Source organism: Microbacterium sp., from assembly GCF_051953575.1.
Lineage (GTDB): Bacteria > Actinomycetota > Actinomycetes > Actinomycetales > Microbacteriaceae > Microbacterium.
In genome coordinates, this window is the sequence record NZ_JBQCIP010000199.1 from 1 (window position 1) to 23,142 (window position 23,142).

The following is a 23,142-nucleotide window of genomic DNA, read 5'->3' on the forward strand; positions in this document are numbered from 1 at the left end:
ACCGTCGCCGACAGCGACACGAGCCGCACACTGGGCGCGAGGTGGATGATGACCTCCTCCCACACCGCCCCGCGGAACCTGTCGGCGAGGTAGTGCACCTCGTCCATGACGACGTAGCGCAGACCGCGCAGCGCCGGCGAGTCGGCGTACAGCATGTTGCGCAGCACCTCGGTGGTCATGACGACCACCCGCGCGTTGCCGTTGATGTTGGTGTCGCCGGTCAGCAGGCCCACCTCGTCGGCGCCGTACACCTCCTGCAGCTCACGGAACTTCTGGTTCGACAGCGCCTTCATCGGCGTCGTGTAGAACGCCTTGTCGCCCGACTCCCGCATCGCCAGATGCACGGCGAACTCGCCGACGATGGTCTTTCCCGCGCCCGTGGGTGCGGCGACCAGGACGCTCCTGCCGTCCTCGAGGGACCGGCAACCCTCCAGCTGGAAGGGATCGAGATCGAACGGCTGGGATGCCGCGAACGCGGCGGTGAGCGGATGACTGCGGTCGCGGCGCGCCGAGTCGCTCGCGCGCGCGTAGCGCTCCGCGGGACCGGGATCGCTCACGAGACCTCTGGCGGCAGGAACGTCGCGTTGCGCTTCACCTTGCGACGGTCGAACAGCATCGACAGCCCAGCGGCGGCGAAGAAGAGGACTACGAGGATGCCCGCAAGCATGAGCATGCTCACCACGTCCGCAGCAGGGGTGGCAAGCGCGGCGAAGGCCGTCGCGATGAGGACCGCGACGCGCCAGCCCTTGAGGATCGAGCGACCCGAGATCACACCCGCCAGATTGAGCGCGACGAGGAAGACAGGCAGCACGAAAGAGACGCCGACGACCACGAGCAGCTTGAAGACGAAGTCGTAGTACAGCAGCGCATCGTAGAACTGGGCGGCGCCTTCTGGAGTGAACTGCGCCATGAGTTCCACGACGTGCGGCATGATGAGCAGCCCCACGTAGCATCCGGCAAAGAACAGCGGGATGGCGGACGCCATGAATCCGATGGTGTAGCGGATCTCTTTTCGGGTCAGACCCGGCATGATGAACGCCCAGATCTGCCAGATCCAGATCGGCGCAGAGATGAGGATGCCGATCGCGAACGAGATCCGCAGTCGCATGTCGAACGGACCGGTGATGGTCGCGTACATCAACTCGACTTTGTCTTCGTTCCCCTCGGAGGCCGCGACGATCCGGATGGGTTCCGTGATGAGGTGGATGATCGGGTCAGTGAGGAAGTACGCGACGACCATGCCCACGACCAGCGCCAAAGCGGCGTACGTCAGCCGCCGGCGCAACTCGATCAGATGCTGCGCCAGCGACATCCGCTTGTCACGCTTCGGCGCCTCGGGATCCTCGAACACGCGCGGCGTTCCCGCCGTTACCACGAGGAGGTCAGGACTTGGGCTCTGCGGGGCCCGTGTCGGCGCGACCTTCGGTCGAAGGTGCTTCCACGGAAGCCACGGCCCCGTCCGCGGGCGCTGACGAGGGAGCCGATTCGTCGTCCTTCATCGCCTTCATCTCGCCTCTGAACACCCGAGCGGACTGGCCCATGCTCTTTGCGAGCGCCGGGAGCTTCGCCGCGCCGAACAGAAGGAGGATGACCGCGAGGATGATCAGGAAGTGCCATCCTGTGAGGCCTTGCAGCATGATGGGATTCCTTTCGGCGGGTTCGCTATCAGTGTAACCCCCCGCATGCGACGTGGTGGACTTCTCTCACCGGTACTGCGCGAGCCCGGCCTCGGCCCACTCGGCGACGGCGCGGCGGGCTGCGGAGGGCTCCAGCACCTCGACGACGCCGCTGCGGCGCGCGGCCAGCCGGCGCAGGCTCATTTCGTCCGCGACGCGCATGGTCGCGACGGTCATGCCGTCGGCGGTGTCGAGCGTCGCGCGGTCGAGGTAGTCCCCCAGCAGCGGCGCGGCCGCCTCGGGGAAGCGCACCCGTGCGACCACCTCGCCCGCGTCCGTGTCGAACCACGCCGGCGCGGGCTCCTCGGAATGCGTGCTCGGGATGCCGGTGAGCTCCAGGTCGCTCACCCGGTCCAGATGGAAGGTGCGCATCGCCTCGCGGAGGTGACACCAGCCCTGCAGGTACCACTGGCCGCTCGCGATGTGGACCTTCACGGGGTCGACGGTGCGGGTGGTGGGCGCGGCATCCGGAGCCTTGTACGTGAACGAGACGGCCACGTGGCGCCGCAGCGCGTCGGCGACGAGGTCCCTCACCGCGTCGACGGGCTCGGGAGCCAGGATGACTTCCGCGGGGGTGGCAGACGCGCCGCGTGCGAGCTTCGCGAGGAGTCCCGCATAGAGCTCGGTGTCGCCGACACCCGGGATGGAGCGCGCCAACTGGAGGCCGGCGAGGAGCGCCGCCGCCTCGCGCGCCGTCAGCTTCGGCGCACGCTCCAGACCGACCGCATTGGTGATGACGATGAGGTCCTGCTCGTCGAGCAGATCCCAGTCGATGTCGAACAGGTCATTGGCCATCTGCCAGTACCCGCGGTCGCCGGGCAGGCCGATGACCGTCAGCTTCTCGACCATCGACCGCATCTGTGCCGGCGTGACGTCGAACTCTGCGGCGGCCTCGTCGAGCGACACCTCGCCCTTGCCGACGAGGTACGGCACGAGCTGGAGCATGAGGGCGGCACGATCGGTCGCCACCAGCGGGCGCGGGCTCATGCGGCTCCTCCATGGGCGTCGCGGGTGGCGACGAGCCGGTCGATGACGCGGTCGCGCAGATCCTCCGGTGCGACCACGCGGACCTCCGGGCCGTACGAGGCGAGTTCATCCGCGAAGATGTGGACGTCCACGTACGGCACGCGGATCCCCTGCTCGGCAGGCGTCGCCCGGCGGGCGAGCCGCAGGGCGGCCTCGGTCCCCGGATTCACCTCGAGCAGGGCGCTGTTGCGGGCAGCCACGGCTTCGAGGCCGGCGAGAGCGCGCTCGCCCGCTCCCTCGCGGAGCGCCGGGTCGAACGTGCCGCGGGCCTGCACGACCGGGCCCACGATGCGCGACAGCAGGAATGTGCGGTCGGCGCGCGCGTCGAGATCGATGCCGAACACGTGCCAGCGCGCCTCGTACTCGACGAGCGCGAGCGGCTGGATGCGGCGGGTGCGCGGGGCGCTCTCTCCGGGCTTGAGGTAGGGGAACGTCACGACGCGGCTGGCGTCGATCGCCTGGTGGAGGGCGGGCAACGCGGGATCGAGGGGGTTGAGCGGCGGCGAGAAGCCGATGATCGGCTCATCTACGAGATCGCCGAGCGCCCCGATCTTGCGCAGGCCGCTGCGCGCATCGTCCGACATCGAGCTCTCGCTCCAGACTCCCCCGGCGAGGTTCAGCAGTGCGAGCTCGGCGGGTGTGAAGCCGATGTCCTCGGGCAGCTCGTACTCCGCGCTCGGCACGCGGTACCGGGCCTCACGGAGGTCGTCGGGGTCGGCCCAGTCGCCGATCGTCTCGATCGGCACCCCGAGGCCGCGCAGCGACTCCTTGTCGCGCTCGAACATCTTCTCGAGCGCGTCCTTCGACGCACCCGCCTCGCTCTGCTCGCGGTAGCCCGCGACAGAGGTGAGGATCGTGTCCTTGGTCAGGCCTTGATCGGTCGCGATGAGGGCCACCACGAGGTTGAGCAGACGCTCCTCGGGTGGGATCTTCGCGGCGGCGGTGGCAGGCACCCGCCTATCCTATGGCCGGGCTGGAGCCCGGTCTCGGACGCGCCCGACTCAGCCCTGATCCGCCGTCGGCGCCTCGGCGTCGAGGCCCACGATGTCGATCACGAAGACGAGCGTCGAGTTCGCCGGGATCGAGGCCTTCTCCTGGTCCTTGTAGCCGAGCTCGGGCGGGATCACCACCATCACCTGGGACCCGACCGTCTGACCCTTCAGCGCCTTCGCGAATCCGGGCACCACGCCGTCGAGCGTCACCGAGACGGCCGAGCCGTCCCACGTCGTGTCGAACGCCTCGTCGGCGCCCCACACGACACCCGTGTAGTGCACGCGCACGGGCTGGTCGCCCGTGACCTTCTCGCCGTCGCCCTTGATGAGCGTCTGGATGACGAGGTCCTTCGGCGCAGGCGTGCCGCTCGGGATCGTGATCCCGGGGCGACCGCCGGGCGCACGCACGACGCTCGGCAGGCCGAAGCCGCTGTTGAACTGCAGCGCGCCGGTCGCGGAGGCCAGGTAGACCTTCTGAAGGTCGAGCACCGCGACGACCGAGTCGCCCTCGTCCAGCTTGAAGCTCGTGGCGATGTCGGGCGCCATGTCGTCGGGCGAGAGCGCGACGGAGATGCGGGATCCCGCGGTCGCGCAGTCGAGCGCCTTCTCGAAACCGGGGAAGTTCGTGGCCCACTGCGACGGCGACGTGACGCGCGACAGGTCTCCGTCGTAGGCCGTGGCGACGATCGGGTCGCCGGTCGCGCCGCTGAACAGCGAGACGTCCATCACCATCAGCTGGTCGTCCGAGGTGATCGCGTTGCCGTCGCCGGTCACGACGTCCTCGTAGCCGAGGTGCGTTGCGTGCAGCGGCGTGTACACGTCCACCTTGGGCGCACTGTCGGTGTCGCCCTTGACGTCGATGAGCTTCATCACGTCGGGATTGGACACCGGGGTCCGCGTGCAGTCGGCAGCGGACGAGCTCGGAATCGAGCATCCGGTGAGGCCGACGGTCACGAGGCCCAGGACGACGAGGGCAACGGGGATCTTGCGCACCGGAACAGTCTAGGCGGTGCGCCCGTCGTCCTCGGTGCGCCCGGCTGCCAGGCGTGCGCCCTCCGCCGCCCGCTCGGCCTCGCGCACGCGCTTGCGGAGGTTCTTGTCGGTGATCTGCCGGTCGCCGACGGCGCCGGGCGTCCACAGTTCGACGTCCTCGTCGCCGTAACTCGACTTCGAGGCGCGGCGCTTGACCTCGGGCGGCACGGCACCGGGCGCGAGCCGGCGAGCCCACACCAGGAAGCCCGTGTGCGCCACCATGCGGTGGTCGGGTCGCACGGCGAGACCTTCGACGTGCCAGCCGCGCACCATCGTCTCGTTCGCGTCGGGCTCGGTGAACAGTCCGGTGCCGCGGATGTACTCGGCGACGCGGCTGAGCTGCGTCGCCGTGGCGACGTAGCAGACCACGACACCGCCGGGCGTGAGCGCGTCCGCCACGACGTCGATGCATTCCCACGGCGCGAGCATGTCGAGCACGACACGGTCGACGGATGCCTCGGCGACCGCCTGCGGCAGCTCCGTCGCGAGATCCCCCACGACGACGTCCCAGTTGCCGGGTGCGGCGCCGGTGAAGGTCTCGACGTTGGCCTTCGCGACGGCGGCGAAGTCGTCGCGGCGCTCGAACGACACCAGGCGCCCTTCGGGGCCGATCGCGCGCAGCAGCCACAGTGACAGGGCGCCCGAGCCGACGCCGGCCTCGACGACCGTGGCGCCGGGGAAGATGTCGGCCTCGGCGAGGATCTGCGCGGCATCCTTCGGGTACACGATCGCGGCGCCTCGGGGCATCGACATCACGAAGTCGCGCAGCAGCGGGCGCAGCGCGAGGTACTCGTGGCCGCCGCTGTTGGCGACCACCGAGCCGTCGGGCTGACCGACCAGCTGCTCGTGCTTGAGCACGCCGTGGTGGGTGTGCAGCTCGCCGCCCTCGCGCAGCGTGATCGTGTGCAGGCGGGCCTTGGGCCCGGTCAGCTGCACGCGGTCGCCCAGGCGGAAGGGGCCGCTGGGCCGGGTGGTCTGGTCGGTCATCGCACGTTCTCCTCGGCGGTGGCGTCGTCGCCCGCGCGCACGCGGGCGCGATGGGTCTGGTGGAAGGCGGCGACGTCGTCGGCCGTGCGGCCGTCGAGCGTCTCCCAGAGCGTGTGGGCGCCGGCGCCGGTGAGCGAGACCATGAGCGGCACGCCGATCACCGACGCCCCCGAGGCGACGGCGGAGCGCAGCCCGTTGGGCGAGTCCTCGATCGCGACCGTCTCTTCGGGGGCGACGCCGAGGATCTCGCAGGCCTGCAGGTACGGGTCGGGGAACGGCTTCGGGCGTGTCGCGTCGTCGCCGGCGATGACCACGTCGAAGGCCTCGAAGTCGATCAGGTCGACGACGGTCTGCGCCATCCGGCGCATCGACATCGTGACCAGCCCCGTCTTGATGCCGGCCGCGCGCAGGCTCGCGAGCAGCTCGCGAGCCCCCGGACGGAACGGGATGCCGGTCTCGGAGAGCTGGCGCATGACCTCGGTGGTCAGGTGGTCGATGATCGCGTCGGTGCTCATCCGCACGCCCGCGTCCTGCAGGATGCGGGCGGAGTCCTCCAGGCCCATCCCCACGAGACTCAGCGCCTGCTCGTGCGACCATGAGCCGCCGAAGCTCTCGATGAGCGGCGTCTCGGCGGCCATCCAGTAGGGCTCGGTGTCGACGAGGGTTCCGTCCATGTCCCACAGGACGGCGGCCAGACGAGGTGCGTTCACCGTCCAATCCTACCCAGGGGGTCTCCGGCCCCCTGGGGGGTGGGAGGCCTATCCTGGAGGGGACCCGCAGCCGCTGCGGGTGAAGGGGGTCTCGTGGACGGACTGGGTCGCCGGGTGCTCGTCGCCGCGTTCGACGGGTGGAACGATGCGGGCGAAGCCGCGTCGTCCGCCATCGCTCAACTGCGCGACGGGGGGTCGTACGAGACCGTGTTCTCGGTCGATCCCGAGCTGTACTTCGACTACCAGTACACGCGGCCCAGCGTCGAGATCGACGGCGAGGGCCGCCGCTCCCTCCGGTGGCCCGAGGCCACGCTGCTGCGGCCGGCTCAGGCGACCCGCGGCACGCAGCTCTGGCTGCTCACGGGGGTGGAGCCGGCCCGCGCATGGCAGGCGTTCGCGTCCGAGATCATCGACGTCGCGCTCCGTGAAGACGTCACGGGCATGGTGGCGATCGGGTCGATGATGTCGGACGTCCCCCACACCCGTCCCATCTCGGTGTTCGCTGGCAGCGACAACGAGGTGCTCCGCGGCGCCCTCGAGCTCGAGCGCAGCACCTACGAGGGTCCCGTCGGGATCCTCAGCGTGCTGGGCGACGCGGCCGAGCGCGCCGGCATCCCCACCGCCAGCCTGTGGGCCAGCGTCCCGCACTACGTCGCTGGCCACACGCCGTCGCCCAAGGCGACGCTCGCACTGCTCGACAAGCTCGAAGACCTCACCGGAGCCCCGGTCCCCCGCGGCGATCTCGCCACCCAGGCGGCGACCTGGGAGGCGACCATCGACGCGGCTGCGGCCGACGACGAAGAGATGACGGAGTACATCCACCAGCTCGAGCGCACGCGCGACACGTGGGACTCCCCCGAGGCGTCGGGCGATGCCATCGCGCAGGAGTTCGAGCGCTACCTGCGCCGCGGCGGCGACGGGCCGACGAAGCCGGGGCGCGACGACCCGCGATCGGGTCCTACGCGCTGATCACACCGAGGCTCAGCAGCACGAGCAGGGTCGAGCCGACGGCGACGCGGTACACGACGAACGGCAGGAAGCTGTGCTTCGAGATCCAGTTCATGAAGAACGCGATCACGCCGAGCGCCACCACGAACGCGACGCCGGTCGCGACGGCGGTCTCGCCCAGGGTGAACACACCCGGTTCGTCGAGGCTCTTCGCCAGCTGGAAGAAGCCGCTGCCGAACACGGCGGGGATCGCCAGCAGGAACGCGTAGCGCGCGGCCGCCGCGCGCTCGTACCCCATGAACAGCCCGGCGGTGATCGTGCCGCCGGAACGTGACACGCCCGGGATGAGGGCGAGCGCCTGCGCGAAACCGTAGATCACGCCGTGCCCGACGGTGATGTCTTCCAGCTTGCGCTTCTTGGCGCCGTAGTGGTCGGCGATGCCCAGCAGCACGCCGAAGAAGATGAGCATGACCGCGGTGATCCACAGGGAGCGCAGCACGGTCTCGATCTGATCCTGGAACAGGATGCCGAGCACCACGATGGGGATCGAGCCGATGATGATCAGCCAGCCCATCTTGGCGTCGGGGTCGTTGCGCGGGATCTTTCCGAACAGGGCGCGGAACCAGTGCCCGATGATGCGCACGATGTCGCGCCAGAAGAAGACCACGACGGCCGCTTCGGTGCCGATCTGGGTGATGGCGGTGAAGGCGGCGCCGGGGTCCTGCGCGCCCGGCAGGAACTCCCCCAGGATGCGCAGGTGCGCGCTCGATGAGATCGGGAGGAACTCGGTCAGACCCTGGACGAGACCCAGGATGATCGCCTCGAGAAGCATGGGCGCCTTTCAATCGCGCGGATGACAGTGGGGCGGAGCGGGATGCCGCGGCCGGCGGCATCCATGACGTTCAGTATGTGCGCAGAAGGTCGGTGAGCACGGCCTGACCGAACACGAGGGCGTCGATCGGAACGCGTTCGTCGACACCGTGAAACATTCCCGTGAAGTCGAGGTCCGCCGGCAGCCGCAAAGGTGCGAATCCGTAGCCGGCGATGCCGAGGCTCGCGAGCGCCTTGTTGTCGGTGCCGCCGCCCATGAGGTACGGGATCACCGGGGCACCCGGGTCGTGCCGGCCGAGCGCGCCGACCATGGCGTCGACGAGGTCGCCCGAGAAGGGCACTTCGAGACCGATGTCCTGGTGGACGATCTCGACGTCGACGTCATCGCCGACGATGCGGCGGATGTCGGCGAGGGCGGCCTCTTCGGTGCCCGGGAGCACGCGGACGTCGACGAGCGCCTCGGCTCGGTCGGGGATGACGTTGTGCTTGTATCCCGCGACGAGGCCGGTCGGGTTGGTCGTGGTCCGCAGCGTCGAGCGGAGGAATCCGGATGCAGCACCCGTCGCCGCGGCGACCGCGTCGGGGTCATCCGGCTGCTGCCCGGTGAGTTCGGCGAGCCGTTCGGTCATCTCGCGCGTGGCGTCGGTGAGCGTCACCGGCCATGCGGTGCGGCCGAGCGCGGCGACGGCTTCGGCGAGCCGCGTCACGGCGTTCTGCGCGTGGAAGCTGGAGCCGTGCGCAGCGCGGCCTCGCGCGACGAGGCGGATCCAGATGAGCGCCTTCTCTCCCACCTGCAGGAGGTACGCGTGGCGGTCGCCCACCGGGATCGAGTAGCCGCCGACCTCGCTGATCGCCTCGGTGGCGCCGGTGAACCACTCCGCGCGGTTCTCGACCACGAGGGCCGACCCCTCGACACCGCCGTTCTCCTCGTCGGCGAAGAACGCCAGCACGAGGTCGCGCTCGGGTTGCTCGCCGGCGCGCAGGATGTCGGCGACCGACGTGAGGATCATGGCGTCCATGTCCTTCATGTCGACGGCGCCGCGACCCCACAGCAGGCCGTCCTTGACGACGCCCTCGAACGGGTCGACGCTCCAGTCCTCGGCGATCGCGGGCACGACGTCCAGATGCCCGTGCAGCACCAGGGCGGGCTTCTCTCGGTCGCGGCCGGGCACGCGCGCCATGACGTTGGTGCGGCGCGGGATCGGCTCGTAGAGCTCGGGCGTCAGACCGAGGCCTTCGAGATAGGCGCCGACGTACTCGGCGGCCTCGCGCTCGCCGGCGGAACGGCCCCCGCCGTGGTTCGTGGTGTCGAAGCGGATGAGATCCCTTGCAACAGCGGCGACCTCGGGCAGTTCGGCTTCGGGCATGCCTGCAAACCTATCGTCTCGAAGCGGGGACTCGAATCCGGGGAAATGCCGAAGGCCCCCTTTCGGGGGCCTTCGACCTTCTGTGCGCGAGGGGGGACTTGAACCCCCACGCCCTATACGGGCACTAGCACCTCAAGCTAGCGCGTCTACCTATTCCGCCACCCGCGCAGGTGGTTTTCGGTTTCGCAACCGAGGAATGACATTACCACGTCACCGGAGGTTCAACGAATCGCGCGCACCCCGGGCGCGTCAGCCCATCGACACGCCGAACAGCAGGCCGAGCAGGTATGTCACCGCGGCTGCGCCGAAGCCGATCGCGAGCTGGCGCAGGGCGCGCTTGAGAGGCGGCGCACCCGAGAGCAGACCCACCGCGGCGCCCGTGGACATCAGGGCGATGCCGACCAGCACGAGGGCGACGACGACGGCGGTGAGCCCCGACAGTCCGAAGATCCACGGCAGCACCGGGATGATCGCCCCCGAGGCGAAGAACAGGAAGCTCGACAGCGCCGCCCCCCACGCGCTGCCCACGACCTCGCCGTGGTCCACGAGCTCGATGGGACCACTGTCGGCACGCCCCCGGCCGAGCGCCTGCGCCTGTTCGACGACACGGCGGGCGCGCGCCGAGGCCTCGGCCTCAGGCATCCCCCGCGTCCGGTACACGAGGGCGAGCTCGTTCGCGTCGATGTCGAGATGAGGCAGGGCGATGTCGGCGAAGTCGCTGGGTTCGGTCGCCGCGAGCAGTTCGCGCTGCGAGCGCACCGACACGAACTCGCCCGCGCCCATCGAGAGGGCGCCGGCCAGCAGACCCGCGACACCGCTGAAGAGCACGAACTGGGGGCTCGCCCCGGTGGCGCCGATGCCCATCACGAGCGCGAGGTTCGACACCAGGCCGTCGTTGGCGCCGAACACGGCCGCGCGGAACGTGCCCGACAGCCGGCGGCGGCCCCGCGCGGCGAGGCCGCGCACGACCTCGTGGTGCACCTTCTCGTCGGCGGCCATCGTCGCGGTGGCGAAGGGCTCGTCGTCGTACGGCGAGCGGGCTTCGGCGTTCTGGGCGAGAGCGAGCACGAAGATCGAGCCGAAGCTCTTGGCCATCGTGCCCAGCAGGCTCGTGCGCACGTCGGGACGCGGCAGCCTCGCCGGTTCACCGCCCAGGAGCTCGAGCCAGTGCGCCTCGTGGCGCCCCTCGGCCTCGGCGAGGGCGAGCAGGATCTCGCGCTCCTCCCCCTCCCTGCGGCCGGCGAGCTGTCGGTACACGCGCGCCTCGGCGCGCTCGTTCACGAGGTACTGCGCCCAGCGGCGGCGATCACGGTCGGTCGGGGCGGCGGGCGCGCTCACTCGGGCCTCCAGGTCGGGGGGGTCGGGGACTCGTCAACGGTAGTCAGTGCGCACCGCCGCACCGCCCCGAAACCGGGGATTGCCAGCATTTCGGGGATCCGAACGTCGCCGGCTCAGGAGTGGACGCGCTTGCGGAGCACCTCGATGCGCGCCTGCAGCTGCGTCACCGTCGCGTGAGAGACGGCGGGGCCGCCGCAGATGCGGCGGAGCTCCGCATGCACGAGGCCGTGCGGCTCACCGGACTGGCGTGCGTACAGCCCCACGAGGCTGTTGAGCAGCTGCCGCTGCTCTTTGAGCGTGCGGTGCAGCGCCTGCGGGAGCGCAGGCTCCTCATCGGGCGCGGCTTCGCGCTCGCGCGCCTCGCGGGCCGAGCGGTGCCGCGACTGCCGCGACACGCGCGACATCAGCACCTCGTGCACCTGGTCGGGTTCGAGAAGGCCGGGGATGCCGAGGAACTCCTCCTCCTCGGGCGTGCCGGGCACCGCCAGCTGACCGAACTCCTTGCCGTCGAACAGCACGCGGTCGAAATGCGCCAGCGAGCCGAGCGCCTGATACGTGAACTCCTGCTCGAGCGCGTCGGACGCCTTGTCCTCGCGCTCGGCCGCGTCCATCATGTCCTCTTCGGCGTTCCACTCGTCGTCGCCGTCCGAGTCGCGGTCCAGCGCGTGGTCACGCTGCACCTCCATCTCGTTCGCGAGGGCGAGCAGCTGCGGCACGTTCGGAAGGAACACGCTCGCGGTCTCGCCGCGACGGCGGGCGCGCACGAAGCGGCCGATGGCTTGCGCGAAGAACAACGGCGTCGAGGCGCTCGTGGCATAGACGCCGACGGCGAGGCGCGGCACGTCGACGCCCTCCGACACCATGCGCACGGCGACCATCCAGCGGGTCGTGGCCTTCGAGAACTCCTCGATGCGGCTCGACGCCTCGGCCTCGTCCGAGAGGACGACGGTCGGCGCCTCCCCCGTCACCTCGTGCAGGATCGCGGCATAGGCGCGCGCGGCGGTCTGGTCGGTTGCGATCACGAGGCCGCCGGCATCCGGAACATGCTCGCGCACCTCGGTGAGACGTCGGTCGGCCGACCGCAGCACCGCGGGGATCCAGTCGCCCTCGGGATCGAGCGCCGTGCGCCACGCCTGCGCGGTGATGTCTTTCGTGTTGTCCTGCCCGAGCTGCGCCTCCATCTCCTCGCCGGTCTTGGTGCGCCAGCGCATCTGCCCGGCATAGACCATGAAGAGCACGGGACGCACGACGCCGTCTTCGAGCGCGCGCCGGTAGCCGTACGCGTAATCGGTGCGAGAGACGCGGATGCCCTTGTGATCGGGGTGGTACTCGACGAACGGGATGGGCGCCGTGTCGCTGCGGAACGGCGTGCCGCTCAGCAGCAGGCGACGGGTCGCCCGCGCGTACGCCTCGCGCAGCGCGTCCCCCCAGCTGAGCGCGTCGCCGCCGTGGTGCACCTCGTCGAGGATCACGAGCGTCTTCGCGTCCATCGTCAGACGCTGGTGCACCGATGCCTTCACCGCCACCTGGGCGTACGTCACGGCCACGCCGTGGTACTGCCGTGCCGGCGCGTAATGGCGGTTGCTGAACGCGGGATCCAGACGGATGCCGACACGCGCCGCCGCGTCGGCCCACTGGGTCTTCAGGTGCTCGGTGGGGGCCACCACGACGATCCGGTTGACGATGCGGCGTCGCAGCAGCTCGCTCGCGAGGCGGAGGGCGAACGTCGTCTTGCCGGCGCCCGGGGTCGCGGCGGCGAGAAAGTCCCGCGGACCGCCGCCGACGCCGTCCGGCCCGTCGAGCGAGAAGTACAGGTCGAGCGCCTCGGCCTGCCACGCGCGCAGGCGCTGTGCGGTTCCCCACGGCGCACGCTGCGGATAGGTCGGGCTGAGGTGCTCCGCGGCGAAGGACCCGATGTGCGGCTCGGGCGCGCCCGCGTCGGGCCGCTCTTCGAGCAGGGGTGCGGCGGCGGATTCGTCGGTCACCGAACACCCCTTCCCCCGTGGACAACGAGTCACCACGATAAACGACCCGGACGACATCGAGGGTCGGGATGCCGCCGGGTCGCGGCATCCGATCGCGTCCTGCCCGTGCCGCGATAGCCTGGCAGTCGGTCACAAGCCGAGGAGGACGCGAGCAGACATGCCCACACCCGAGGATCACCGGAGTCCCTACGTCGCGAACGCCGAGCCGCACCCCTGGCGGCGGTACGTCGCGCTGGGCGACTCGTTCACGGAGGGGGTCGGCGACCCTGAGCCGGCGTCGCCGAACGGACTGCGCGGCTGGGCCGACCGCGTCGCAGAGGTGCTGTCGGAGCAGGTCGAGGACTTCGCGTACGCGAACCTCGCCATCCGCGGGCGGCTCATCGGCCAGATCGTCGACGAGCAGGTGGAGCCGGCGATCGCGCTCAAGCCCGATCTCGTGACGTTCTCGGCGGGCGGCAACGACGTCATCCGGCCCAACGGCGACCCCGACCACGTCGCGCAGCTGTTCGAGGACGCCGTCGTGCGCCTCTCGCAGGGCGGCGCCACCGTGGTCGTCTTCACCGGCATCGACACCGCGTTCACGCCGGTGTTCCGCGGCATCCGTGGGAAAGTCGCGATCTACAACGAGAACATCCGGGCGATCGCCGACAAGTACGACTGCATCGTGGCCGACCAGTGGGCGCTCAAAGAGGTGCAGGACATGCGCTTCTTCGACGATGACCGCCTGCACTACAACGCGCTCGGCCACCACGAGGTCGCGCGCATGGTGCTGCGGGCCCTCAACGTGCCCAACGACCTACAGCCGATGCAGCCCGACCCGCTTCCGGTCCGCACGTGGCGCGAGGCCCGTGCCGTCGATCTGGTCTGGGCGCGGGAGTACCTGGTGCCGTGGGTGCTGCGGCGGCTGCGCCACCAGTCCTCGGGTGACACCATCTCGGCCAAGCGTCCCGACCCGCTGCCCGTCACGACGCTGGCGCCGGGCAAGGATGCCGCGGCCCGCCGCGGCGAGAAGGCCTGAGGAGCACGCGCATGGCCACCCACCTGATCACCGGCGCCGGCTCGGGCATCGGCGAAGCACTGGCCGACAGGCTCGCCGCGCGCGGTGACGAGCTGTGGCTGCTCGCGCGCGATGCCGGACGCGCCACGCAGCTGCGTGACCGGTTCCCGGGTGCGCAGACGCTCGTCGGCGACCTCGCCGACCCCGCCCGCCTGTCGTGGGCGTTCGGCCACCAGAGCGTTCCGCCGCAGCTGGATTCGCTGATCCACGTCGCCGGCATCGTCGAGCTCGGCCCCGTCGCCGAGACGCCCGTCGCGACGTGGCAGCAGCAGCTCAGCGTCAACGCCGTCGCGCCGGCCGAGCTGACGCGGCTCATGCTCCCCGCTCTTCGCGCGGCGCGGGGCCACGTCGTGTTCGTGAACTCCGGAGCCGGCCTGCGGGTCAGTCCCGAGTGGGGCTCGTACGCCGCGAGCAAGTTCGCCGTCCGGGCGATCGCCGATGCGCTCCGCGAGGAGGAGCGTGCGAGCGGCGTGCGCGTCACGACCGTGTACCCCGGCCGCACCGCGACGCCCATGCAGGAGAAGGTCCACCAGCAGGAGGGCGCCGCGTACGACGCGACCCGCTGGATCGAGCCGGCATCGGTCGCGACCACGATCGTCGCGGCACTCGACCTGCCCCGCGATGCCGAGCTCACCGAGCTGACGGTCCGCCCCGGCGGCTGAGCCGGCGCCGGCGCATTCGAGCGTCAGCGGGCGCGCAGCTCCCAGATCGCGACCGCGCTGGCCGCGGCGACGTTGAGCGAGTCGACGCCCCCGGCCATGGGGATCGTGACGACGGTGTCGGCGGCTTCGAGCGCCCGCCGCGACAGGCCGTCGCCCTCGGCCCCCAGCATCAGGGCGACGCGTTCGGGCCGCCGCGCGCTGAACGCGTCGAGCGACACGGCGTCATCGGCCAGTGCCAGCGCCGCCAGCTCGAACCCGGCCTCGTGGAGCACGCCCCGCGCCTCGGACCACTCCGGCAGCCGCGTCCACGGCACCTGGAACACGGTGCCCATGCTGACGCGTACGCTGCGCCGGTACAGCGGGTCGGCGCAGCGCGGGCTCACGAGCACGGCGTCCGCGCCGAGCCCCGCGGCCGCGCGGAAGATGGCCCCCACGTTCGTGTGGTCGACGATGTCCTCCAGCACGACGACCAGCCGGGCTCCGGCGACGACGTCCGCGACGGCGGGCAGGGTGGGCCGGTGCATGGCCGCCAGTGCGCCCCGGTGCACCGCATAGCCGGTCAGCGACTCGGCGAGCTCGGGGTTCACGACGTAGACGGGCGTGGCGGCATCCACCAGGTCCTCGATGTCGGCGAGCCACTTCTGCTGCACGAGCACCGAACGCGGGCGGTGGCCCGCGGCGAGGGCACGGGCGATGACCTTCGCGGATTCGGCGATGTACAGCCCGCCCTCGGGCTCGAGCACACGACGCAGTGCGACGTCGGTCAGGTCGCGGTAGTCCGCGAGGCGTTCGTCGGAGGCGTCGGTGATCTCGAGGACGGGCACGCCCCATCGTCCCACGCCCGTCCGGGCTCGCCCGCGCCGTAACATGCCCGAAAACCGCGAGGCCTACACTCGTCCCGAAGGGGGGTGCGCCGTGACGACGATCGCGACCGGGTTCGACGCGAAGACGACGGATGCCGTCGTCGCCGCCGTCGCGGCGCTGTCGGGCCGGCGCATCGCCGTGCTGACCGGCGCCGGCGTCTCGACGGATTCCGGCATCCCCGACTATCGCGGCGAGGGCGCACCCGTGCGCACGCCGATGACGGCCGATCAGTTCCTGTCGAGCGACTCCGCCCGCCGCCGGTACTGGGTCGGCAGCCACCTCGGATGGAAGGCGTTCGCCGCCGCCGCGCCGAACGCCGGGCACCGCGCGCTCGCCGCCCTGGAGGAGCGCGGGATCGCCACCGGCGTCGTGACCCAGAACGTCGACGGCCTGCACGTGCGGGCCGGAAGCCGCCGGGTGGTCGAGCTGCACGGCACCATGCGCCGCGTCTTCTGCACGCACTGCGGCCAGGTGTTCGACCGCCGGGATCTCGCACGCCGCGTCGAGGACGACAACCCGTGGATCCGGGTGCCCGAGAACGTGCCGCTCGGCCCCGACGGGGACGTGCTGCCTGAGACCACCGACGGCTTCGTCATCCCCGACTGCAGCGTGTGCGGCGGGATGCTGAAACCCGATGTCGTGTTCTTCGGCGAGTTCATCCCGGCCGCGAAGTTCCGCGAGGCCGAGCAGCTCGTGCACACCAGCGATGCGCTCGTGATCGCCGGATCGTCCCTGGTCGTGAACTCGGGGATCCGCCTGCTCGAGCGCGCCCGACGGCGGCGACTGCCGGTGGTGATCGTCAACCGCGGCGCCACACGGGCGGATGCGCGCGCGACGGTCAAGATCGACGCCGGGACCAGCGACGTGCTCCCCGCCTTCGCGGACCTGCTGCCGCCGCTGCGCTGATCCAGCTCATGGACATGTCCGCTCGATAGGGTCGGAGGGTGACTGCGCTGACCCTGATCCGCCACGGCGAGACCGACTGGAACCTCGAGCGACGGATCCAGGGGGCCACCGACATCCCCCTCAACGACACCGGGCGCGCACAGGCACGCGCGGCGGCCGACGAGCTCGCGTCCGAGTTCGATCGCCGCGGGGTGACCCCCATCGTCGTGTCGAGCGACCTGCAGCGCGCACACGAGACGGCGCGGATCATCGCCGCCGTCCTCGACGCAGACGCCCCGATCCTGTACCCCGAGCTGCGGGAGCGCCGCTACGGCGCGGCCGAGGGGATGCTGGTCGCCGACTACCGCGCACGCCACGGCGGGCCCGGCCAGCCGCCCGCCGACGGCGAGGAGGAGAACGCCCTTCTGCGGGCGCGCGGCGTCGATGCGCTGCGTCGCATCGCGGCGGACGTGCGGCGCACGACCGCTCCGACCGACGTGCCCGTGATCGCCGTGTCGCACGGCGGGCTCATCGGCGAGCTCATCCGCCACGCGAGCGGCGACACGCTGCCGCGGGCCGGCGAGCGGATCGGCAACGCCTCGGCCCACCGCTTCGTCGTGGAGCGCGACAGCCTGCGCCTGCTCTCGTACAGCGCGATCGCGGCGTAGTCCGGCCGCCTCAGCCGCTCGCGCGGGCCAGCACGCTCCGCGCGTGGCGCAGCACGGGTTCGTCGACCATGGTGCCGCCGTACGAGAACACGCCCCGCTCCCCCGTCGCCGCGGCCAGCACGCCCCGCGCCCACGACACCGTCTTCTCGTCGGGGCGGTAGGCGGCGCGGATGATCGCGACCTGCGAGGGGTGGATGCAGGCGGTGGCGCGGAATCCGGATGCCGCAGCATCCGCCGCCTCGATCGACAGGCGCTTCGTGTCGTCGATGTCGAGGTGCACGGCGTCGATCGCGGCCTTGCCGCGGGAGCCGGCGGCGAGCAGCACGCGCGAACGCGCATACCGGGCGATGTCGCGGTAGCCCCCATTGGGCTTGCGGCTGGAGGTGCCGCCGAGCGAGGCGACGAGGTCTTCGGCGCCCCACATGAGCGCGACGACGTTGTCGAGTGCGGCGATGCGGTCCGCCTGCTCGACGCCCTTGGCGGTCTCGCACAGTGCGACGACCTCGAACCGCGGGTCGCGGCGCCCGATGCGCTTCGGCGACTGCGCCTTGGCGACCATGATGCGCCGGTAGTCGGTCTGCGACAGCGTCGACAGGTCGGCTGTGAACGCGTCGGTCTCGGGCGGGTTGACGCGCACGATGACGCGGTCCGGATCGAGCTCGGACTCGATGAGGTGACCGCGCGCCGCCGCCTTGTCGGAGGGCCCCACCGCGTCTTCGAGGTCGAGGATGACGGCATCCGCCCGCTCCATCGCCTTCGCGTAGCGCTCCGGGCGATCTGCGGGGCAGAACAGCAGCGCGGGTCCGAGGTCGAAGCTCACGGCGTCTCCTCCGGGGTGTCGGGCGCGCACCACATGAGCGCGGTGCGGGTGGCGAGCGCGACGATCTCGCCGTGCTGGTTGCGGCCCGTGTGCCGGAGCGTCACGATGCCCTGTCCCGGACGCGACGACGACAGTCGCTTCGCGGTGACCTCGGTCTCGGTGTAGAGCGTGTCGCCGTGGAACAGAGGGGCGGGGAACGAGACGTCGGTGAGGCCGAGCTGTGCGACGAGCGTGCCCTGGGTGATCTGCGACACCGACGCGCCCACCATCGTCGCGAGGGTCCACATCGAGTTCATGAGGCGCTGGCCGAAGGGCTGGTCGGCCGAGAACGCGGCGTCCAGGTGAAGCGCCTGCGTGTTCATCGTGAGCGACGAGAACAGCACGTTGTCGGCCTCGGTGGCCGTGCGGCCGGGCCGGTGCAGGTATCGCGCGCCGAGCTCGAGCTCGTCGTAGTACAGCCCGCGCTGGACGATCCCTGTCGTGCGGTCAGGGCCGGTCGTGCGGTCGGGCTCGCTCACGGTGTCACGCTACCCCGAGGGCCCGCGCGATGACGAGCAGCTGCACCTCGTTCGTGCCCTCGCCGATCTCCAGGATCTTCGAGTCGCGGTAGTGGCGCGCCACGGGGTACTCGTTCATGAACCCGTTGCCGCCGAACACCTGCGTCGCGTCCCGGGCGTTGTCCATCGCGGCGTCGCTCGCGGTGAGCTTGGCGATGGCGGCCTGCGTCTTGAACGGCTTGCCGGCATCGCGCAGACGTGCGGCATGGTGCCATGCGAGCCGCGCGACGTGCACGCGCTGCTGCATGCGGGCGAGGAGGAACTGGATGCCCTGCCGCGTAGCGAGCGCCTCGCCGAAGACGGTGCGCTTCTGCGCATAGTCGACGGCTGCTTCGAGGCATCCCTCCGCCGCGCCGGTCGACAGCGCGGCGATCGCGATGCGTCCCTCGTCGAGGATGTGGAGGAAGTTCGCGAACCCGCGTCCGCGCTCGCCCAGCAGGTTGCCCGCGGGGACGCGCACGTCCTGGAACGTCAGCGGATGCGTGTCGGACGCGTGCCACCCGACCTTGTCGTACGCGGGCTCGACGGTGAACCCCGGCGTGCCGTTGGGCACGACGATCGTCGAGATCTCCTTGCGCCCGTCGGACTCCCCCGTGACCGCCGTGACGGCGACGAACCGCGTGATGCCGGTGCCCGAGTTGGTGATGAACTGCTTCGACCCGTTGACGACCCACTCGTCGCCGTCCAGACGCGCGGTGGTGCGGGTCGCGCCGGCGTCCGACCCTGCCTCAGGCTCGGTGAGCCCGAAGCCGGCGAGCGCGCGACCGGCGAGCAGATCGGGCAGCAGCTCGTGCTTCTGCTCCTCGGTGCCGAACCGGTAGACCGGCATCGCCCCGAGGCTGACCCCCGCCTCGAGCGTGATCGCGAGGGACTGGTCGACGCGCCCGAGGGCCTCGATCGCGAGGCACAGTGCGAAGTAGTCGCCGCCCTGTCCGCCGTACTCCTCGGGGAACGGGAGCCCGAACAGACCGAGCTCGCCCATCTGCGCGACGACGTCGAGCGGGAGCGTGTGCGTGCGGTCGGCCTCGTACGACCGCGGCGCGACGACCTCGTCGGCGAACTGGCGCACCAGGCCCGCGAGCTCTCGCTCGTCGTCGGTGACGTCGTAGTCGTAGTCGGGCATCAGTGGTTCTCCTTCACATGGGCGAGCACCTGGTCGCGTCGCACCTGATCGCCGACGGCGACGTCGATGCGCACCACCCCGGCGTGGGGCGCCGCCACGGGGTGCTCCATCTTCATGGCCTCGATCGTCGCGATCCGGTCTCCGGCGGCGACGGTCGCGCCGTCTGTCACGTGCACCGCGACGACGGCGCCCGGCATCGGGGCGCGCAGCTCGGGATCGGATGCCGCGTCCCCCCGCTCGCGGGCCGCCCGGCGTCGCTCTGCCGCCTGCCGGCGGGTCAGCGGCCGCAGCGACGTGGTGACCCCGTCGGCGTGCACCCACACGATGCCGTCGTCTGCGACCGCGACCGTCGAGGTGTCGTGACTGGTCATCTCGTCGCTGTCGATGCGACCGGTGGTGGCACCCGAACCGATCGAGACGTCGTGGATGTCGCCGTGGTCGTCGGTGAAGTGCACCATGAGCGGCGCTGCGGGTCGCCCCGCCCGCCAGCCCGAGCGCGACGACCACAGGACCGACGCGTACGACGGCCGGTCGACGGCGGCGGCAGCATCCTGGTCCGTCATGACACGCGCAGCGGCGGCGAGCGCAGCCGGCGTCGGCGCGGGCGCCTCGTACGCGGGCAGGCGCTCGATGAGCCCGGTGTCCATGTCGCCGGCCTGCACACCCTCGTCGGCGAGCAGCCTGCGCAGGAAGCCGATGTTGGTGTCGATGCCCAGCACGACGGTGTCGGCGAGCGCGGCGTCCAGCCTCTGCAGGGCCGTCACGCGGTCCGGTGCGTGCGCGATGACCTTGGCGATCATCGGGTCGTAGTCGGCGGTGACGACGCTGCCGGTCTCGACGGCTCCGTCGGTGCGGACGCCCGGCGCGGCCCGCCACGCGAGCACGTCTCCCGTCGACGGGAGGAACCCGCGCTCGGGCGACTCCGCGTAGACGCGCGCCTCGATCGCGTGGCCGTCGAGGCGCACGTCCGACTGGGCGAGGTCGAGCCGGCGTCCGGCGGCGATGCGCAGCTGCTGCTCCACGAGATCCACGCCGGTGACGAGCTCGGTCACCGGGTGCTCTACCTGCAGGCGCGTGTTCATCTCGATGAAGAAGAACTCGTCGGGACGGTCCGCGGCCACGAGGAACTCCACGGTGCCCGCGCCTCGGTAGTCGACGGATGCCGCGGCCGCACAGGCCGCCGCGCCCAGGCGTGCGCGCGTCGCCTCGTCGACGACCGGCGACGGAGCCTCTTCGACGACCTTCTGGTGGCGTCGCTGCAGGGTGCACTCGCGCTCGCCGAGGTGGATGACGGACCCGTGGGCGTCGGCGAGCACCTGCACCTCGATGTGTCGAGGGCGTTCGATGAGACGCTCCAGCAGCAGGGTGTCGTCGCCGAACGCCGCGGCGGCGACCCGGCGGGCCGTGGCGAGCGCATCGGGCAGCTCGGCGGCCGACCTCACCACCTGCATCCCTTTGCCGCCGCCGCCCGCCGACGGCTTGACCAGGAGCGGATACCCGGTGTCGTCGGCGGACGCAGCGATGTCGGCATCTGTCATTCCGGCGGCGCTGAAGCCGGGCACCGTGGGGACGCCGTGCGCGGCGACGTGCTCCTTCGCGCGGATCTTGTCTCCCATGACCTCGAGCGCGCGCTCGCCGGGGCCGATGAACACGATCCCCGCGGCGGCGCACGCGCGCGCGAATCCGACGTTCTCGGACAGGAACCCGTAGCCCGGGTGCACCGCCTGGGCGCCCGTCTGGACGGCGGCCGCGACGACCACGTCGACGTCGAGGTACGACTGTGCGGCGGCGGCGGGCCCGATGCGCACCGCGACATCCGCCTCGGGCACGTGCGGCGCGGAGGCGTCGGCGTCGCTGTAGACGGCGACGGACCGGATGCCGAGGCGTCGCAGCGTGCGGATCACGCGGCGGGCGATCTCACCGCGGTTGGCGACGAGGACGGTGTCGAACCCTTCGGCGGGCTCAGGAGCCGGTGTCATCGCGATCACATCCGGAAGACGCCGAAGCGCGGTTCGGGGAGCGGCGTGCGCGACACGACGTCCAGGGCGAGTCCGAGCAGATCGCGGGTGTCGAGCGGGTCGACGATGCCGTCGTCCCACAGCCGCGCCGTCGCGTAGTAGGGGTTGCCCTGCTCTTCGTACTGCGCGCGGATGGGCGCCTCGAACGCGGTCTGGTCGTCGGCGGGCCACTCCTCGCCGCGGGCTTCGAGCTGGTCGCGCTTGACGGTCGACAGCACCGACGCGGCCTGCGGTCCGCCCATCACCGAGATCCGGCTCGCGGGCCAGGTCCACAGGAACCGCGGCGAGTACGCGCGCCCGCACATCGAGTAGTTGCCGGCTCCGAACGACCCGCCGATCACGACGGTCAGCTTGGGGACGCGTGTGGTGGCGACGGCGGTCACCATCTTCGCGCCGTCCTTGGCGATGCCGCCCGCCTCGGCGTCGCGGCCGACCATGAAGCCCGAGATGTTCTGGAGGAACAGCAGCGGGATGCCGCGCTGGTCGCACAGCTCGATGAAGTGAGCGCCCTTGAGAGCCGACTCGCCGAACAGCACGCCGTTGTTGGCGACGATCCCGACCGGGTGGCCGTGGATGCGGGCGAACCCGGTGACGAGGGTCGTGCCGTACTCGCGCTTGAACTCGTGCAGCTCGCTGCCGTCGACCAGGCGTGCGATCACCTCGCGGACGTCGTACGGCTGGTTGACGTCAACGGGCACGACACCGTACAGCTCCGCGGGGTCGGCGGCAGGCGCCGCCGTCGGCACGACCTCCCATGCCGGCGCTGCCGGCGGCGGCAGGGTCGCGACGATGTCGCGGACGATCTCCAGCGCGTGCTCGTCGTCCTCGGCGAGGTGGTCGACGACTCCCGACCGGCGGGCGTGCAGCTCTCCCCCGCCGAGCTCCTCGGCCGTGACGACCTCGCCGATCGCCGCTTTGACGAGCGGCGGACCGCCGAGGAAGATCGTCCCCTGGTTGCGGACGATGACCGTCTCGTCGCTCATCGCGGGCACGTACGCGCCGCCGGCCGTGCAGGAGCCGAGCACGGCGGCGATCTGCGGGATGCCGGCGGCCGACAGGCGCGCCTGGTTGAAGAAGATGCGCCCGAAGTGGTCGCGGTCGGGGAACACCTCGTCCTGCATCGGCAGGAAGGCGCCGCCCGAGTCCACGAGGTAGATGCACGGCAGCCGGTTCTCCAGCGCGATCTCCTGCGCACGCAGGTGCTTCTTGACCGTCATCGGGTAGTACGTGCCGCCCTTGACCGTCGCGTCGTTGCACACGACCAGGACGTGACGGCCGTGCACGAGACCGATGCCGGCGATGACGCCGGCTGCCGGCGCCTCGCCGCCGTAAAGATCTTCGGCGGCGAGCGGTGCGACCTCGACGAACGGACTGCCCTCGTCGAGCAGGCGCGCGACCCGGTCGCGCGGCAGCAGCTTGCCCCGGGCGACGTGACGTTCGCGGGACGCGGCGGGACCCCCGAGGGATGCCGCCGCCAGCCGCTCCCGCAGCTCCTCGGCGAGCGCGCGCTGCGCCTGGCTGGTCCGGGCGAACGCGTCGTCGGGCACCGCCTGGGTGGTCAGCACGCTCATGGCTCTGCTCTCCGTGTCATCCTCG

General features: G+C 71.2%; 23 protein-coding genes and 1 tRNA gene. 5 read left to right on the plus strand and 19 right to left on the minus strand.

Translation table 11 applies throughout. From position 1 onward, the window contains the following. From ACTHNQ_RS12210 to ACTHNQ_RS12245, 8 genes are all read right to left on the minus strand, one after another. Positions 1 to 557: DEAD/DEAH box helicase (locus ACTHNQ_RS12210; protein ID WP_440333735.1), on the minus strand; the 557-nt coding region annotated here is incomplete at its 3' end. Next, positions 554 to 1,312 (minus strand): twin-arginine translocase subunit TatC, encoded by a 759-nt coding sequence (tatC, locus tag ACTHNQ_RS12215; protein ID WP_440333788.1) that lies wholly within the window; start codon positions 1,310 to 1,312, stop codon positions 554 to 556. The genes tatC and ACTHNQ_RS12210, both read right to left, overlap by 4 nt. 70 nt (positions 1,313 to 1,382) lie before the next feature. Then, entirely contained in the window at positions 1,383 to 1,637 is a 255-nt protein-coding gene (gene tatA, locus ACTHNQ_RS12220; RefSeq protein ID WP_440333737.1) for a twin-arginine translocase TatA/TatE family subunit, read from the minus strand. A 66-nt stretch (positions 1,638 to 1,703) separates the two neighbouring features. Then, the gene (locus tag ACTHNQ_RS12225) at positions 1,704 to 2,663 is read right to left on the minus strand and encodes a helix-turn-helix transcriptional regulator (protein WP_440333739.1); all 960 of its coding nucleotides are present in this window, start codon (positions 2,661 to 2,663) and stop codon (positions 1,704 to 1,706) included. Further along, positions 2,660 to 3,655 (minus strand): helix-turn-helix transcriptional regulator, encoded by a 996-nt coding sequence (locus tag ACTHNQ_RS12230; RefSeq protein ID WP_440333741.1) that lies wholly within the window; start codon positions 3,653 to 3,655, stop codon positions 2,660 to 2,662. The genes ACTHNQ_RS12225 and ACTHNQ_RS12230 overlap by 4 nt, the downstream gene beginning before the upstream one ends. A 48-nt stretch (positions 3,656 to 3,703) precedes the next feature. Continuing rightward, a complete protein-coding gene (locus tag ACTHNQ_RS12235) occupies positions 3,704 to 4,687 on the minus strand; it encodes an FKBP-type peptidyl-prolyl cis-trans isomerase (RefSeq protein WP_440333743.1) in 984 nt (327 codons plus the stop codon). A gap of 9 nt (positions 4,688 to 4,696) precedes the next feature. Next, the gene (locus ACTHNQ_RS12240; protein WP_440333745.1) at positions 4,697 to 5,713 is read right to left on the minus strand and encodes a tRNA (adenine-N1)-methyltransferase; all 1,017 of its coding nucleotides are present in this window, start codon (positions 5,711 to 5,713) and stop codon (positions 4,697 to 4,699) included. Continuing rightward, the gene (locus ACTHNQ_RS12245; protein WP_440333747.1) at positions 5,710 to 6,423 is read right to left on the minus strand and encodes an HAD family hydrolase; all 714 of its coding nucleotides are present in this window, start codon (positions 6,421 to 6,423) and stop codon (positions 5,710 to 5,712) included. The genes ACTHNQ_RS12240 and ACTHNQ_RS12245 overlap by 4 nt, the downstream gene beginning before the upstream one ends. A gap of 93 nt (positions 6,424 to 6,516) precedes the next feature. On the opposite strand from ACTHNQ_RS12245, the gene ACTHNQ_RS12250 reads away from it, so the two are divergent. Next, positions 6,517 to 7,392: a PAC2 family protein gene (locus tag ACTHNQ_RS12250; RefSeq protein WP_440333749.1), complete on the plus strand. Its 876-nt coding sequence runs from the start codon at positions 6,517 to 6,519 to the stop codon at positions 7,390 to 7,392. On the opposite strand, the gene ACTHNQ_RS12255 is transcribed toward ACTHNQ_RS12250, so the two are convergent. From ACTHNQ_RS12255 to ACTHNQ_RS12275, 5 genes are all read right to left on the minus strand, one after another. Next, complete coding sequence (locus tag ACTHNQ_RS12255; RefSeq protein ID WP_440333751.1) at positions 7,382 to 8,203, minus strand: undecaprenyl-diphosphate phosphatase; 822 nt, start codon at positions 8,201 to 8,203, stop codon at positions 7,382 to 7,384. The genes ACTHNQ_RS12250 and ACTHNQ_RS12255 overlap by 11 nt on opposite strands. A 70-nt stretch (positions 8,204 to 8,273) precedes the next feature. Further along, positions 8,274 to 9,569, minus strand: coding sequence for a M20/M25/M40 family metallo-hydrolase (locus tag ACTHNQ_RS12260; RefSeq protein ID WP_440333752.1), 1,296 nt, complete (start codon positions 9,567 to 9,569; stop codon positions 8,274 to 8,276). Positions 9,570 to 9,652: 83 nt separating this feature from the next. After that, positions 9,653 to 9,737, minus strand: a tRNA-Leu gene (locus tag ACTHNQ_RS12265). An 81-nt stretch (positions 9,738 to 9,818) separates the two neighbouring features. Next, positions 9,819 to 10,907: a VIT1/CCC1 transporter family protein gene (locus ACTHNQ_RS12270; RefSeq protein ID WP_440333754.1), complete on the minus strand. Its 1,089-nt coding sequence runs from the start codon at positions 10,905 to 10,907 to the stop codon at positions 9,819 to 9,821. Positions 10,908 to 11,020: 113 nt separating this feature from the next. Beyond that, entirely contained in the window at positions 11,021 to 12,892 is a 1,872-nt protein-coding gene (locus ACTHNQ_RS12275) for a DEAD/DEAH box helicase (protein ID WP_440333755.1), read from the minus strand. Between the two features lie 157 nt (positions 12,893 to 13,049). Between ACTHNQ_RS12275 and ACTHNQ_RS12280 the strand changes: the two genes are divergently transcribed. Together ACTHNQ_RS12280 and ACTHNQ_RS12285 are read left to right on the plus strand one after the other, a co-directional pair. Beyond that, positions 13,050 to 13,910 carry an SGNH/GDSL hydrolase family protein gene (locus ACTHNQ_RS12280; protein ID WP_440333757.1) on the plus strand — a complete coding sequence of 287 codons (861 nt, stop codon included), beginning with the start codon at positions 13,050 to 13,052 and terminating at the stop codon, positions 13,908 to 13,910. 11 nt (positions 13,911 to 13,921) lie between these two features. Beyond that, entirely contained in the window at positions 13,922 to 14,611 is a 690-nt protein-coding gene (locus ACTHNQ_RS12285; RefSeq protein WP_440333759.1) for an SDR family oxidoreductase, read from the plus strand. 23 nt (positions 14,612 to 14,634) lie between these two features. On the opposite strand, the gene ACTHNQ_RS12290 is transcribed toward ACTHNQ_RS12285, so the two are convergent. Further along, positions 14,635 to 15,435 carry a TrmH family RNA methyltransferase gene (locus ACTHNQ_RS12290; RefSeq protein ID WP_440333761.1) on the minus strand — a complete coding sequence of 267 codons (801 nt, stop codon included), beginning with the start codon at positions 15,433 to 15,435 and terminating at the stop codon, positions 14,635 to 14,637. A 91-nt stretch (positions 15,436 to 15,526) separates the two neighbouring features. Here ACTHNQ_RS12290 and ACTHNQ_RS12295 point away from each other — a divergent pair, with 91 nt between their 5' ends. Together ACTHNQ_RS12295 and ACTHNQ_RS12300 are read left to right on the plus strand one after the other, a co-directional pair. Then, positions 15,527 to 16,381, plus strand: coding sequence for a Sir2 family NAD-dependent protein deacetylase (locus ACTHNQ_RS12295; protein WP_440333763.1), 855 nt, complete (start codon positions 15,527 to 15,529; stop codon positions 16,379 to 16,381). 38 nt (positions 16,382 to 16,419) lie between these two features. After that, positions 16,420 to 17,028: a histidine phosphatase family protein gene (locus ACTHNQ_RS12300; RefSeq protein ID WP_440333764.1), complete on the plus strand. Its 609-nt coding sequence runs from the start codon at positions 16,420 to 16,422 to the stop codon at positions 17,026 to 17,028. 10 nt (positions 17,029 to 17,038) lie between these two features. Here the strand turns inward: ACTHNQ_RS12300 and ACTHNQ_RS12305 are convergent, their stop codons facing one another. From ACTHNQ_RS12305 to ACTHNQ_RS12325, 5 genes are read right to left on the minus strand one after another with little or no spacing between them, the layout of a single operon-like run. Further along, positions 17,039 to 17,848, minus strand: coding sequence for an HpcH/HpaI aldolase/citrate lyase family protein (locus ACTHNQ_RS12305; protein WP_440333766.1), 810 nt, complete (start codon positions 17,846 to 17,848; stop codon positions 17,039 to 17,041). After that, entirely contained in the window at positions 17,845 to 18,366 is a 522-nt protein-coding gene (locus ACTHNQ_RS12310) for a MaoC family dehydratase (RefSeq protein ID WP_440333768.1), read from the minus strand. Before ACTHNQ_RS12310 ends, ACTHNQ_RS12305 begins: the two co-directional genes overlap by 4 nt. 4 nt (positions 18,367 to 18,370) lie before the next feature. After that, positions 18,371 to 19,528: an acyl-CoA dehydrogenase family protein gene (locus ACTHNQ_RS12315; RefSeq protein ID WP_440333770.1), complete on the minus strand. Its 1,158-nt coding sequence runs from the start codon at positions 19,526 to 19,528 to the stop codon at positions 18,371 to 18,373. Further along, positions 19,528 to 21,507 carry an acetyl/propionyl/methylcrotonyl-CoA carboxylase subunit alpha gene (locus ACTHNQ_RS12320; RefSeq protein WP_440333772.1) on the minus strand — a complete coding sequence of 660 codons (1,980 nt, stop codon included), beginning with the start codon at positions 21,505 to 21,507 and terminating at the stop codon, positions 19,528 to 19,530. Before ACTHNQ_RS12320 ends, ACTHNQ_RS12315 begins: the two co-directional genes overlap by 1 nt. Positions 21,508 to 21,512: 5 nt before the next feature. Continuing rightward, positions 21,513 to 23,117 carry a carboxyl transferase domain-containing protein gene (locus ACTHNQ_RS12325; protein WP_440333775.1) on the minus strand — a complete coding sequence of 535 codons (1,605 nt, stop codon included), beginning with the start codon at positions 23,115 to 23,117 and terminating at the stop codon, positions 21,513 to 21,515. Between the last annotated feature and the right edge of the window lie 25 nt (positions 23,118 to 23,142).